6 protein-coding genes are annotated in these 13,552 nt (G+C 69.8%); 2 read left to right on the top strand and 4 right to left on the bottom strand.

Going from position 1 to position 13,552, the window contains the following annotated elements; genetic code table 11:
• Nucleotides 1–129: 129 nt before the first annotated feature.
• From V2J18_RS12420 to V2J18_RS12405, 4 genes are all read right to left on the bottom strand, one after another.
• A complete protein-coding gene (locus tag V2J18_RS12420; RefSeq protein WP_064747857.1) occupies nt 130–1,374 on the bottom strand; it encodes an MFS transporter in 1,245 nt (414 codons plus the stop codon).
• Nucleotides 1,375–1,591: 217 nt separating this feature from the next.
• Nucleotides 1,592–4,018, bottom strand: coding sequence for a TonB-dependent receptor (locus V2J18_RS12415; protein WP_425606108.1), 2,427 nt, complete (start codon nt 4,016–4,018; stop codon nt 1,592–1,594).
• Nucleotides 4,019–4,103: 85 nt separating this feature from the next.
• Nucleotides 4,104–7,118: a beta-phosphoglucomutase gene (gene pgmB, locus V2J18_RS12410; RefSeq protein WP_336131927.1), complete on the bottom strand. Its 3,015-nt coding sequence runs from the start codon at nt 7,116–7,118 to the stop codon at nt 4,104–4,106.
• Nucleotides 7,119–7,428: 310 nt separating this feature from the next.
• A complete protein-coding gene (locus tag V2J18_RS12405) occupies nt 7,429–8,442 on the bottom strand; it encodes a LacI family DNA-binding transcriptional regulator (RefSeq protein WP_336131926.1) in 1,014 nt (337 codons plus the stop codon).
• Nucleotides 8,443–8,782: 340 nt separating this feature from the next.
• Between V2J18_RS12405 and smc the strand changes: the two genes are divergently transcribed.
• Nucleotides 8,783–12,286, top strand: a complete 3,504-nt coding sequence (gene smc / locus V2J18_RS12400) for a chromosome segregation protein SMC (RefSeq protein WP_064747861.1) — start codon at nt 8,783–8,785, stop codon at nt 12,284–12,286.
• 167 nt (nt 12,287–12,453) lie between these two features.
• A complete protein-coding gene (gene zipA, locus V2J18_RS12395) occupies nt 12,454–13,206 on the top strand; it encodes a cell division protein ZipA (protein WP_064747862.1) in 753 nt (250 codons plus the stop codon).
• Nucleotides 13,207–13,552: the final 346 nt, after the last annotated feature.

Below are 13,552 nucleotides of genomic sequence, written 5' to 3'. Positions count from 1 at the left end.
CTTGGCTGCCGTCATCCCCGCGAACGCGGGCTGCGGGGCTCATCGCGGCGCGACTCCAGCGCCCCCGGCCGCCGCTTTCGCGGGCACGACGGGCCCGGAAGCCGGCGGCGGCAAAGACGCAGCCTTCGTTCACGCCGCCGCCGCGACCGCGGCTTCGGCGCGCCGGCTGTGCCGCTTGAGCAAGGCGATCGCCAACAGCAACAGCGCCATCGGCAGCAGCGACAGGTAGAACGCGGTGCCGCCGCCGAGGCGGGCGAACAACTGGCCGGTGAGGAACGAGCCGGTGGTGCCGCCGAGCGCGGAGAACACCACGATCAGGCCGGTCATCGCCGCATGCCGCGACTTCGGCAGCGAACTCAGTACCACCGAGTTGATCGCCGGATAGATCGGCGCCATGAACAGGCCGATCAGCGGGAACACGTAGGCCGCCAGCGGCGCGTGCGCCCAGGTCATGGACGGGTTGGGCCGGGCGTCTGCGGCCAGCGGCAGAGCCATCACCACCAGCGCGGCCATCGCCGCCACGCAGGTCATCAGCAGCCAGTGCCACGGCACCCGGCGCAGGGCCAGGCCGGCGCCGAGCCGGCCCAGCGCCAGCGATACGGCGAAGATGCTCGCCGCCTGCACGCTCATGGTGGTCGGCAAGTGCAGGATTTCGCGGTTGAAGGTTGGCAGCCAGGTGCCTACGCTCTGTTCGATCAAGACATACAGGAAGGCCGAGGCCAGGAACACCGCGACCAGCGGCTGGGCGACCAAGCGGAACATGTCGAGGAAGGACTCGCCGGCGGCATGGCCGTCGCGCGCGGCCCGCTCGTCCAGGCGCGAGCCGGCCAGCAGCAGCACGATCGCCGCGCACAGCGCCGCCAACAGCCAGTACACCCGCAGCCAGACCGGATCGCCGGGCGACTGCGGATCGATGAACCAGGCGAAGATCCAATAGCCGGCGAGCACGCCGACCATGAACCAGCCTTCGATGATGCTGGTCAGGCTGGCGTGCTGCTGCTTGCCCTCGGTCAACAGGCCGATCGAGGAGTACACCGAAACCTTGACCAGGGCGAAGGCCACGCCGGTCGCGGCGAACAGCAGCTTGGTCATCCAGAACGAAGCCAGCAGCGGCATCAGCGCGCAGGCGGCCCCGACCAGGGCCAGCCCGAGCATCATCGCCCGGCGGTAGCCCAGGCGCGGCATCAGGGCGGCGGTCAGGAACGAGACGACCGCGATCGGCAGGTCCTTGAAGGCTTCCAGGATGCTGGCCTGGCTCTTGTCGATGCCGAAGCCCTGGATCGACTGCAGGATCACCGTGCCGACGCTGTTGAGCAGGATCCCGAACACCATGTAGGTGAGGATCATCGCCAGGATCGTGCGGCCTCGGTTCATGCGGGCGTGGCTCCGGTGAGCGCTCCGGCGCGGGGCCGGATCAAGCGAATAAAAGACCGTTCGCGGCGGCTTGCCAAGTGCGGACGCCGGAGAGAGGGGCAGGGCGACTGCCGCGAGCTCCAGCCGCCGCGAACGGTGAGGTCAGGGCGGGGTCCCGGGGCCGCGTGGCGCGGTCCCGGGCCGGGCCGCGCCGCCGGGCGGCGGCGCGGGCACCGGATCACCAGCGGTAGGCGGCGGAGAACAGGTAGGAGCGCCCGGCGATCGGACGGCCCATGAACACGCCGCCGGTGGCCGCGCCGGGCACGCGCACGTTGCCTTCGGTCAGGCCCAACTCGTTGGTGACGTTGCTGCCGGTGAAGGCGAACTCCCAGTTTTCGCCGACGTGCAGGTTCGCGCCGATGTCGAGCGTGTCGTAGGAGGGCAGCTTCTGGGTGTTGGCCAGGTCGGCGTAACGGTCGCCGATGCGCGAGTAGGTGGCGAAGATCTTCAGGTCGCCGAACGGCAGGGTCCAGTAGTAGCTGGGGGTGAAGCGGAACTGCTGCTTGGGCTGGCGCATCACCTGGTTGCCGGTGAACTCGCGGTAGTTCTCGTACTGCGCGTCCAGCCAGATCCCGGTCAGGGTCAGTTCCAGGCCGCCGATCGGACGCACCGCACCTTCCACTTCCACGCCGTAGGCGCGCGAGTCGCCGACGGTGGTGAAGTTGGTGCCGTCGTCGAGGAAGGCCTGGAACGGGGAGTTGGTGAACTTGTTGTAGAACGCGGTCAGGTACAGGTCGTAGACGTTGTTGCCGGACTTGAAGCCGAGCTCGTACTGGTCGATTTCCTGGGTCTTGGTGTTGCCGTCGCGCAGGTTGTCGAACGCCGGCAGCTTGTAGCCCGAGTTGGCGCGGGCGAACACGCTGCTGGTGTCGTTGAGCTTGTAGTTCAGGCCCAGGGTCCAGGAGAAGTGATGATCGTTCTGGTCGATGCGCCGGCTGGTCGGCAGCGAGATCGAAGTGGCGTTGTCGTACAGCGTGTTCGGATTGCCGTCCAGGTCGACCGTGGCGGTGTCGTGCACGGTCCCGTCGACCTGCTGCCATTCGTAGCGCACGCCGCCGTCCAGGCGCAGGCGTTCGTTGATCTGCCACTCGTCGGCCAGGAACACCGCGGTGTTCTGGCCGTCGTAGTCGCCGCGCAGGGAGAAGAACGAAGTGCCGACGAAGCCGTCGCGGGTGACCTGGCGGCCGTCGGCCAGGCGCAGGTCGATCCGCCGCGCGTTGTTCTGCGCGGTCAGCAGCATGTTGTTGCCGAGATACCAGGTGTCCTTGGACGAGTAGCGCGCGTAGTAGACGCCGGCGGTGAAGGTATTGCCCTCGAACAGGTCGCGGCTGAAGCGCAGATCGTTGGTGAACGACTCCAGCTCCTTGTCGACCACCCAGAAGCCGGCGGTCAGCACCTGCTGGTTGGGATCGACCGCGCCGCCGCCGTTGACGTAGGTGGCGGTGCCGGCGCTGCCGAAGCCGGCGATGTAGTCGGCCATGCGCCGGGGGCTGGCGCCGGTGAACAGGCCGTTGGTCGGGGCGCTGCCGCTGACGTAGTTGATCCGGTCGCTGATGGTCCAGTCGCCGACGTAGAAATCCATCGAGGCGCCGAACACGTCGAGGTTGATGCCGCGGCCCTCGGCCAAGTCGCGGCGGATGCGGGTGCCGGGGCCGGTGGGGATGTCGACGTGGCGGAAGTCGTTGCCGAGCAGGGTGCCGGTTTGCGCGTCCAGGCCCGGGAAGCTCGACAAGCTGCTGCCGTTGTTGCGCGACAGCAGCGGAATCGGGGTGAAGAAGGCGTTCTTGTCGTTGGTGTGGCGGGCGTAGACCGTGACCTCGCCGCTGTCCCAGCTGTGGGTCAGGGTGGCGCTGAGCTGGCCGCCCTTGTCGGCCGGGAACTGCGTGTCGCGCACGCCGTCGGTGACGCGGTAGAAACCGCCGACGCTGTAGTACCAGCCTTCGCCGAGCTTGCCGCTGTTGAACAGATCGACGCGGCGGAAGTTGTCGCTGCCCAGGCCGATGCGCACGCTGCCGGCCGGCTCTTCGCCGCCCTTCTTCTGGATGAAGTTGACCGTCGCGCCGGGCTGGCCGTTGGAGAAGATCGGGCTCGGGCCGCCGCGCAGCACTTCCATGCGCTCGACCGTGTCGTCCATCCGGAACAGGGTCGAATTCTCCAGGAACGACAGGGTCGGCGGCGGATACAGCGGCGCGCCGTCCATCTGCACGGTCACGAACGGCGCGTCGCCTTCGGAGGGCATGCCGCGCACGAAGATGTTGGCGCCGGTGCTGCCGCCGGCCGATTCGGCCCACACGCCGGGCACGACCTTGAGCGCGTCGGCGGTGCTCAGCGGCACCGCTTCCTGGATCTGCTCCAGCGAGGCGGTGGTGATCGAGAAGCTGGCGTCGCGCTTGCGCAGGCCCTTGAAGCGCGCGGTGCCGCTGACCACGATCGCGTCGAGGGTGGTGGCCGACTCCTTGCCGTCGGCGGTCGCGGCGGCCGGCGCGGCGGGCTGCTGGGCCGCGCTTTCCTGGGCCAGGACGGCGCCCGGGGCCAGCGCGGCGGCGATCGCCGCGGACAGGGCGTAGCGGATCAGGCGAGCTTGCTTGGACGATGCGCGTTGCATGGTGTTCTCCCCACTCATCTGAAGTTCTCTTGCTCGGATTGCGGTTGGCGGTCGGGTCTGCCGCGGCGGTGCATGCCGCGCGCGGTCAGGGCGAAACGAAGGCGTCCAGATCGAAGCCGGCGATCGCGTCGAGGCAGGCGTCGGCGCCGGACAGGGCGGCCGGGTCGCCGATGCCGACTGCGGCCATGCCGGCGCGCTTGATCGCGATCACGCCGGCGGCGGCGTCCTCGATGCCGATGCATTGCGCCGGAGGCACGGCGAGGGCGGCGGCGACGTCGAGGAAAATGTCGGGTTCGGGCTTGGCGCGGGCGATGCGCGCGGCATCGGCGATGTAGTCGAAACGCCGGCCGATGCCGAGCCGTTCCAGCAGGGCGGCGGCATTGCGGCTGGCCGAGGCCAGGCCGAGCTTGAGGCCGCGGGCGCGCGCCTGTTCGAGCAGGCGCTCGACGCCCGGGAACAGATCGGCCGGAGTAACGGCGGCGATCGCCTCGACGTAGTAAGCGTTCTTGCGCTCGGCCAGGGCCTGCTTGGCTTCGGCGCTGAGCACTCGTCCGGCGTGGCGCAGGATGATCTCCAGCGAGGCCATCCGGTCGACGCCCTTGAGCTGTTCGTTGACGTGCCGGTCGAACGGCAGGCCCTCTTCGTCGGCCATGCGCTTCCAGGCGCGGTAATGGGTCTGGGCGGTGTCGGTCAGGACCCCGTCGAGATCGAAGATCAGCGCTTGCGCGGGACGCGGGAAGCTCTGCCGCACCGGGCCGCCCGGCGCCGCCAGGGGCGCGCGCTGCGGTTCGTCGACGCGCAATCCGATGCGCCGGCCCGCGTGCTCGATGCTCAGCGGCGCGCCGTCGAGCAGGCGGTACTCCACGCCGTCGCGATCGATCTTCAGGCGCAGGCGCCGGCCGCGCCAGCGCAGGCCGAAGCCGTAGCCGCGCCAGCCGGCGGGCAGGGTGGGGGCGAAGCTCAACTGTCCGTCGTGGCTGCGCAGCCCGGCGAAACCGGCGCTCAGGCCCAGCCAGGTGCCGGCCAACGCCGCCATGTGCACGCCGTGGTCGGTGTTGCCGTGCAGATCGTCGAGGTCGACGCGCAGGTTGTCGTTGAAAAAGCGTTCGGCCTGCGCGGGGTGGCCGACTTCGCTGGCGAGAATGCCGAACGCCGATGCCGACAGGGTCGAGTCGTGGGTGGTGACGGCTTCGTAGTAGTCGTAGCTGCGGCGCTTGATGTCGGCGGGAATGCCGTGGCCGGCCAGGACCAGGGCCATGACCACGTCGGCCTGTTTGCAGATTTGGTGCCGGTACAGGCTCAGTGGGTGGAAATCCAGCAACAGCGGGCGATGCTCGCCCTCGCGGCGCGGGAACGGCCAGCGCGGCTTGCTCAGGAAAGTGTCGTCCTGGGCGTAGATGCCCAAGGCCGGGTCGTAGTGCAGGAACATGGTCTCGCCGGCGCGCCGCCACAGCGCCGGCTCGTGCGCCTGCACGCCCAGCCGCGCGGCCAGCGCCTGCGCCTGGTGGGGGCGCCGTTCCTGCAACAGCTCCCAGACCTGCGCGGCGCGCAGCAGATGCTGCTGGGCCATGCGGTTGGTGTAGAAGTTGTTGTCGACCAGGGCGGTGTACTCGTCCGGGCCGGTGACGCCGTGGATGCAGAACGCGCCGCCGCGGCGGGCGTCGAAATGGCCGACCTGCGGCCAGATGCGCGCGGTTTCGAACAGGATCTCGGCGCCGCTTTCGAGCAGGAAGTCGAGGTCTTCGGTGGCGTCGAAGTACAGGCCGATCGCGTACGCGACCGCGGCGTTGATGTGGTAGGCGGCCGAGCCCGAGGGATAGTGCGCCGAGCATTCGCCGCCGGTGATGGTGCGCCAGGGGAACAGGGCGCCGTGCGGGTGGTTCATCTCGCGCGCGTGCCGGCGCGCCGGCTCCAGCGCCGCGTAGCGCGCGTGCAGCATGGCGCGCGCGACGTCCGGCGCGGTGTAGACCATCACCGGCAGCATGAAGGCCTCGGTGTCCCAGAAATAATGGCCTTCGTAGCCCTCGCCAGTCAGGCCCTTGGCCGCGGTGCCGTTGACGCCGTCGCGGCCGGCCGACTGCAGCAGGTGGAACAGATTGAAGCGCAGCGCCTGCTCGGCCGCGGCGTCGCCGTCGATCGACAGTTCGGCGCCGCGCCAAAAGTGCGCCAGCGCCGCGGACTGGCGCGCGGCGAGCGCGTCGAAACCGAGCGCGGCCGCCTGTTCCAGCGCGCTTTGCGCGCGCTGCACCAGCCCGGTCTCGTCGTTGTGGCTGAGGTAGGCGACGAACTTCTCCAGGCCGACGCTTTGCCCGGGTTGCAACTGCGCTTCGTAGCGTTGCCGGACGGCGTCGCCCTCGACGCCGGCCTGCGCCGCATGGAGTCCGGCTGCGATGCGGTGGTCTTGCGCGCAGACCACGCGCAGATTGCTGCGCCGGGTGGATTGCAGGACGTGCGCGCCGTGTGCGTCGGCGTGCGCCGACAGCAGTTTCAAACCTTCCGCCGACGCCACGCCGATGCGCGGGTCGTCGCCTTGCTCGGCGGCCTGATGGCCGCATTCGATCGCCGAGACCAGGCTCAACGGGCCGCTGTAGTCGATCGATTCGACCCGATAGCGGATCGCCAGCAAGTCCACGCCGTCGTGGCCGCTGTCGAACGGCAGCACGCGTTCGGCATGGATCTGCAGGGTCTGGCCCTGCGGCGTGCGCAGGCGCAGGCGGCGCGCGCTGCGGCCGTGGCGCAGGTCGAGGCTGCGTTCGAAGTCCAGCCACTGCGCCCGGTCCGGCTCCAGGCGCTGGGCGCCGAGCCAGACCGCAATGCGCTGGCCGTCGGCGACCGGCAGGCGGGTGTCGGTGTGGCGGGCGAAACCGGGGAAGCGCTCGTGGTAGTGGATCGGGTGCTTCTCGTAGACCGCAGCCAGGAAGCTGCCGTCGCTGCCGCCGGCGGCCTCTTCGAAGCCGCCGCGCACGCCCAGGGAACCGTTGGCGAGCGCGAACAGGGTTTCGTCGCGACGACGCCGGGCCGGGTCGAATCCGCGCTGCTGCAACAGCCAGGCATCGGCGACGACATCGGGGGAGGGCGACTGGGTTTGAGGCTGGGTCACGCGGGGCGGGTCCTGGAGCGGCGTTGCGCGGACCCTAGGGATCGACTGTTATCGATGTCAAGTTATCGATAACAGTCTTGCGATTCAATGTGCTCTCGACGGCTGCCCGGCGATCGCTTTCAGGGCCGTCCGGACGCTGTGCGAACGAATCGGATCAATTGCTTAGCCGGATGTTGCGGCGCGTCATGCGCGAGCCTGCGAACGCCTTGCGCGCGTTGCGTCGCAACATGACGCTGCGCACGTCCTGCGCGACGCGTCACGATGTGCGCGCACCGCGACAGCGCTCGGCGGCATCGTGGACACGACGGACTCAGGTGACCCGCGCGACCAGATGGGTCGGCAGGATTTCCGATTCCGCCGGGCGGCCTTCGATCAGGGCCAGGATCTTGCGCGCCAGCAACACGCCGGCGTCGACGAAGTTCTGATGGATCGAGGTCAGCGGCGGCAGGTAGGTCGCGCCCAGGGGGGTGTCGTCGTAACCGATCACCGACACGTCCTCGGGCACGCGCCGGCCGCGTTCGATCAAGGCCCGGATCGCGCCGATCGCGAGCAGATCGCTGGCGGCGAACAGCGCGTCGAACTGCGGGTGCTGGTCGAGCAGGGCATGCACGGCCTGAGCGCCGGCGCTGACGGTGAAATGGCCCACCACCGGGGTCAGCGGCTCGATCCCGTGTCCGGCCAGGGTCGAGCGGAAGCCGTCCAGACGCTCGGCGAACTCGCCGTGGGCGCTGTCGCCGAGGAATACCGGCCGGCGTCGGCCCAGGGCCAGGAAGCGTTCGGCGGCGAGTTTGCCGCCGCGCTGGTTGTCGCTGCCGACCACGATCTGCGATTCGTGCCGGCTGACCGCGCCCCATACCACCATCGGCCGGCCCCAGCGCTGCACTTCGTGCATCGCATCCTCGTGCGCGCCCTGGCCGAGCAGGATCACTCCGTCGGCGGCCTGCACGCTGGGCAGGGAACCGCCCTGCAGCGAGGTCAGCAGCACGCTGTAGCCGGCCGAGGTCAGTTCCTGGCTGATGCCGCCAAGCAAATCCAGCGGGTAGGAGCCGGACATCTGCCGTTCGACGGTGGGTTTCATTTCCACCACCACCGCCACGGTCATGCTGCGGCGCAGGCGCAGGTTGCGCGCGCTGATGTTGAACTGATAGCCCTGTTGTTCGGCCAGTTCCTTGATCCGGGCGCGGGTCTCCGGGTTGACCAGCGGACTGTCGCGCAGAGCGCGCGACACCGTGATCGCCGAAACCCCGGCCAGCTCGGCCAGGTCGGCCATGGTCAGGGGCTCGCCGGTTTTGCGGGGCGGCTGGGAGGCGCGCGGTCGGCTCATGCGGGGCGGCGGGCTCGGTTCGGTAGAAGTGGGGGCGGCTCGGGTGGAGCGCGCTTGCACTGTTTATCACGCCCGGCGGCCGGTCTTGCCAACCGCGGTCGCCGCCGACCCGATCGGGCAAGGCCGGGCCTTGGCCGGGCCGCGGCGGCGCCGCCGGCACGGCGATCGGCGGCGGACCGCGCTCCGCCGTTGTCGACGGCGGGCTCGGCCGGGGTTCGCTATACTCGCGAAGAAGCGCGGTCGCTACCGTGTGCGGCCCAGTGGATTCAATCACTTGGCTTAGCTATCTAACCTAATTTCACGGCTGCGCCCCCGGGCGCGCCAGAGGCCACACCGCCGCATGCGTCTCTCCACGATCAAGCTGTCCGGTTTCAAGTCCTTCGTCGATCCGACCACGCTGCACCTGCCCACCAACATGACCGGCGTGGTCGGTCCGAACGGGTGCGGCAAGTCGAACATCATCGACGCGGTGCGCTGGGTGATGGGCGAGAGCTCGGCCAGCCGCCTGCGCGGCGACTCGCTGACCGACGTGATCTTCGCCGGTTCCTCGGCGCGCAAGCCGGTGTCGCAGGCGATGGTCGAGCTGATCTTCGACAACTCCGACCACACCATCACCGGCGAATACGCCGCGTTCAACGAGATCTCGGTCAAGCGCACGGTCAGCCGCGACGGCAGCAACCAGTACTACCTCAACGGCGCCAAATGCCGGCGCCGCGACATCACCGACCTGTTCCTCGGCACCGGCCTGGGCCCGCGCAGCTACTCGATCATCGAGCAGGGCATGATCAGCCAGGTCATCGAGGCCAAGCCGGAAGAGCTGCGCGTGTACCTGGAGGAGGCCGCCGGCATCTCCAAGTACAAGGAGCGCCGCCGCGAGACCGAAACCCGCATCCGCCACACCCGCGAAAACCTCGACCGCCTCAACGACCTGCGCGAAGAGGTCGGCAAGCAGCTCGAACACCTGCGCCGTCAGGCGCGCCAGGCCGAGCAGTACCAGGCGATCCAGGCCGAGCGCAAGATCAAGGACGTGGAGTGGAAGGCGCTGGAATACCGCGCCCTGGACCAGAAGCTGCAGGCCCAGCGCGAGAAGCTGTCGCAGCAGGAAACCCGGCTGCAGCAGCTGATCGCCGAGCAGCGCGAGGCCGAGCGCGAGCTGGAGACCGGCCGGGTCCGGCGCGAAGAGGCCGCCGAGGCCTTGAACAAGGCCCAGGCCGCCAGCTACGAGGTCGGCGGCGCGCTGGCCCGGATCGAACAGCAGATCCAGCATCAGCGCGAACTCTCCAGCCGCCTGCACAAGGCGCGCGACGAGGCGATGGCGCAATTGGCCGAGATCGGCGAGCACATCGGCAACGACCAGGCCCGCCTGGACGTGCTGCTGGCCGCGGTCGCCGACGCCGAACCGCGCATCGAGGCGCTGCGCGAGGACGACGAGGCGCGCCAGGAGGCCCTGCGCGACGCCGAGGCCCGGCTCAACGACTGGCAGCAGCGCTGGGACGCGCACAGCCGCGAACAATCCGAATCCGCGCGCGCGGCCGACGTCGAGCGCACCCGCATCGAAGGCCTGGACCGGCAGATCCTCGACGCCGACCGCCGGCGCGAATCGCTGACCGCCGAGCGCACCGGCCTGGACGTCAACGCCCTGGCCGACGCGTTCGAACAATTGCAGAGCCAGCACGAACTGCAGAAAGAATCGCTGGACAGCCTCAGCGAGGAACTGGAAACGCGCAAGAGCGCGGTGGCCGATCTGCAGGAACAGCAGCGGGCGACCCAGAACCAGCTCGCCGAGGTACGCAAGCAGGCGCAGACCTCGCGCGGCCGCCTGTCCTCGCTGGAGACCTTGCAGCACGCGGCATTGGGCCAGGAGCAGGGCGCGGCCCTGGCCTGGCTGAAGGCGCGCGGGCTGGATTCGGCGCAGCGCGTCGGCGAGACCCTGAGCGTCGAGGCGGGCTGGGAAAACGCGGTCGAAAGCGCGCTCGGCCAGCTCATCGAAGGCGTGCTGGTCGAAGCCCCGGAAACCCTGGTCGACGCGATCGGCGAACTCGGCGAAGGTCGCCTGACCCTGGTCTCGCCCGAGCGCGACGATGCGACGTATGCGCCGACTTCGCTGGCGGCCAAGGTGCAGGGCCCGGCCGCGATCCGCCGCCTGCTGTCGCGCCTGCACGGCGCCGACGACCTGGCCGCGGCGCGCGCGCTGCAGGCCACGCTCGGCGCCGAAGAAACCGTCATCACCCGCAACGGCGAGCGCCTCGGCGCCGGCTGGGTGCGGGTGCTGCGCTCCGGTGCGGCCAAGCAGGGCGCGCTGTTGCGCGAGCGCGAGATCCAGACCCTGCGGGTCGAGATCGAGACCCTGCAGGAGCGCGAACGCGAACTGGAACAAAACCAGATCCAGCTGCGCGACCGTTCGCTGGCCGCCGAGCAGCATCGCGAAGACGCCCAGCGCAGCCTGTACATGGCCCATCGCGGGGTGTCCGAACTGGCCGGCCAGTTGCAGAGCCACCAGGGCCGGCTGGACTCGGCGCGCACCCGGATCGAAAAGATCGACGCCGACCTGGAGCAGTTGCTGATCGCGCTGGACGCCGCGCGCGAGCAGTCGCGCGAGGCGCGGCTGCGCCAGGAGACCGCGGTCGAGCGCATGGGCGAGCTGGAGGACGCGCGCCTGCGCTTGGAGTCGGAGCGCCGCAGCCTGACCGATGCCCGCGAGGCCGCGCGCAACGCCGCGCGCGAGTCGCGCGACGCGGCGCACGCGCTGATGCTCAGCCTGGAGACCCAGCGCGCGCAGATCGCCGGCCTCAGCCAGACCCTGGAGCGCATGGGCGGCCAGCGCGGCCAGCTCGATTCGCGCCTGAGCGAACTGTCCGCCCAGCTCGACGACGGCGACCAGCCGGTGGTCGCGCTGGAGGAACAGCGCCAGGTCGCGCTGGAGCAGCGGGTGATCGCCGAGCAGGACCTGACCGCCGCGCGCACCGCGCTGGACGGCATCGACAACGACCTGCGCAAGTTCGAGCAGACCCGCCAGCAGCGCGACGAACAGGCGCTGCAGCAGCGCGAAGCGATCGGCCAGCGCCGGCTGGAACAGCAGGCCCTGGTCCTCAAGGCCGAGACCCTGACCACGGCGATCGCCGAGGCCGGCGCGGTGCTGGAGGACGTGGTCAACGGTCTGGACGAAAACGCCGACGCGTCGACTTGGGAGCGCACGGTCGCCGAATTGGACAACAAGCTGCGCCGGCTGGAACCGGTCAACCTGGCGGCGATCGCCGAGCATGCCGAGGCGGCGCAGCGCAAGGAGTATCTGGATGCCCAGCACGGCGACCTGACCACCGCGCTGGACACCCTGGAAGAAGCGATCCGCAAGATCGACCGCGAGACCCGCGGCCGCTTCAAGGACACCTTCGATCGGGTCAATTCGGGCGTGCAGGAACTGTATCCGCGCCTGTTCGGCGGCGGCCACGCCTATCTGGAACTGACCGGCGAAGACCTGCTCGACACCGGCGTGTCGATCATGGCGCGGCCGCCGGGCAAGCGCGTGTCCAACATCTCGCTGCTGTCCGGCGGCGAGAAGGCGATGACCGCCGTGGCGCTGGTGTTCGCGATCTTCCGCTTGAACCCGGCGCCGTTCTGTCTGCTCGACGAAGTCGACGCGCCGCTCGACGAAGCCAACGTCGGTCGCCTGGCGACGATGGTCAACGAGATGAGCGAACAGGTACAGTTCCTGTTCGTCACCCACAACAAGGCGACGATGGAAGTGGCCAGCCAGTTGTCCGGCGTCACCATGCGCGAGCCCGGCGTGAGCCGCCTGGTCTCGGTCGACCTGGCCGAAGCGGCGCGCCTGGCGGGCGCGGCCTGAGGCCGGCGGGCGTTGCGCGGCAGCGCCCGGATGGACCGTCCATCGTTCGATCCCTCACCGTTCAAACCGAATCGACGCAGTCGCAGCGGAACCCCGGTCCAGCGCGGCGCCGCCCAGGCGCCCGGCCCGAGCCCCGCTAACGACGCCAGCAGCACAAGGAGCCTCCGATGTCCGACCTGACCCTGATGCGCATCGGCATCTTCATCGCCGGCCTGATCCTGATCGGCGCGATCCTGTTCTTCGGCCGCCCGCGCAAGCCGGGGCAGGGCAAGCGCATCGCCCGCGAAGACGAAGCGCGCGCGGGCAAGGCCCCGCGCCAGGAGCCGACCCTGGGCGAGCAGCTCGAAAACGAACTCGGCCAGAACGCCGGCGTGGCCGGCGAGGCCACCACCCAGGCCGAGCTGGAACTGTTCGACCGCACCCTGGAAGGCGGCGCCAACAGCGAGCTCGGCCGCCGGGTCAGCGACGAGTTCGACAAGATCGTCACCCTGTACCTGGCCGCGCGCGCCGGGCAGAAGCTGCACGGCCCCGACATCGTGGTCGCGGCGGAAAAGGCCGGCCTCGTCTACGGCCACATGGGCGTCTACCACCGCCTGGTCGAAGGCCATCCCGAGCGCGGTCCGGTGTTCAGCGTCGCCAACATCATGAAGCCGGGCAGCTTCGACATGTCGGCGATCCAATCGCTGGAAACCCCGGCGATCGCCTTCTTCCTGACCCTGCCGGCGCCGGTGCCGGCGTTGGACGCGTGGGAGACCATGTTGCCGACCGCGCAGCGCATGGCCGAACTGCTCGACGGCGTGGTCCTGGACGAACAGCGCAACGCCCTGGGCCGCCAGCGCATCGCCCACCTGCGCGACGAGCTGCGCGCCTACGACCGCCAACGCGAAGCCCCGCCGCTGAGCAAGCCGACCCGCTGGTAAGCGCCGCATCGCACGAGCGGCCTATCCCCTTGGTAGGAGCGGCTTTGTAGGAGCGGCGTAAGCCGCGACCGCCGACGCGACGCCCGCCAGCGCCACGCCCAAGCCCGGACCTCCGGGCTTCTGCATTTCCGGCGTCCGGCGTCGTTTCCCTGCACGGCAAGGGGCGTTCGTCGCCTCGTGGCCTTGCCCGGCATCGCACCGCTGCGACTGTCGCGGCCCGCGTCGCCCTTGCAAGCGCCGCGCGGCGGTCTCGTCAATGCCCGGCCGTTCGCTCGCAGCGCCGGCCGCCGAAGCCGATGCCGCGCTCTTCCCAACCGGGCAAGGGGCTCCAGCCCGTTCCCAAGTC

This window comes from Lysobacter firmicutimachus (assembly GCF_037027445.1).
GTDB lineage: Bacteria > Pseudomonadota > Gammaproteobacteria > Xanthomonadales > Xanthomonadaceae > Lysobacter > Lysobacter firmicutimachus.
The sequence above is the reverse complement of the archived record's forward strand: the minus strand, read 5'-3'. Positions and strand labels throughout refer to the sequence as shown.

What these genes read in the sequence shown, in the direction of transcription:
- V2J18_RS12420 (WP_064747857.1), bottom strand. Translation starts at nt 1,374, where the DNA reads ATGAACCGAGGCCGCACGATCCTGGCGATGATCCTCACCTACATGGTG.
- V2J18_RS12415 (WP_425606108.1), bottom strand. Translation starts at nt 4,018, where the DNA reads ATGCAACGCGCATCGTCCAAGCAAGCTCGCCTGATCCGCTACGCCCTG.
- V2J18_RS12405 (WP_336131926.1), bottom strand. Translation starts at nt 8,442, where the DNA reads ATGAGCCGACCGCGCGCCTCCCAGCCGCCCCGCAAAACCGGCGAGCCC.
- smc (WP_064747861.1), top strand. Translation starts at nt 8,783, where the DNA reads ATGCGTCTCTCCACGATCAAGCTGTCCGGTTTCAAGTCCTTCGTCGAT.
- zipA (WP_064747862.1), top strand. Translation starts at nt 12,454, where the DNA reads ATGTCCGACCTGACCCTGATGCGCATCGGCATCTTCATCGCCGGCCTG.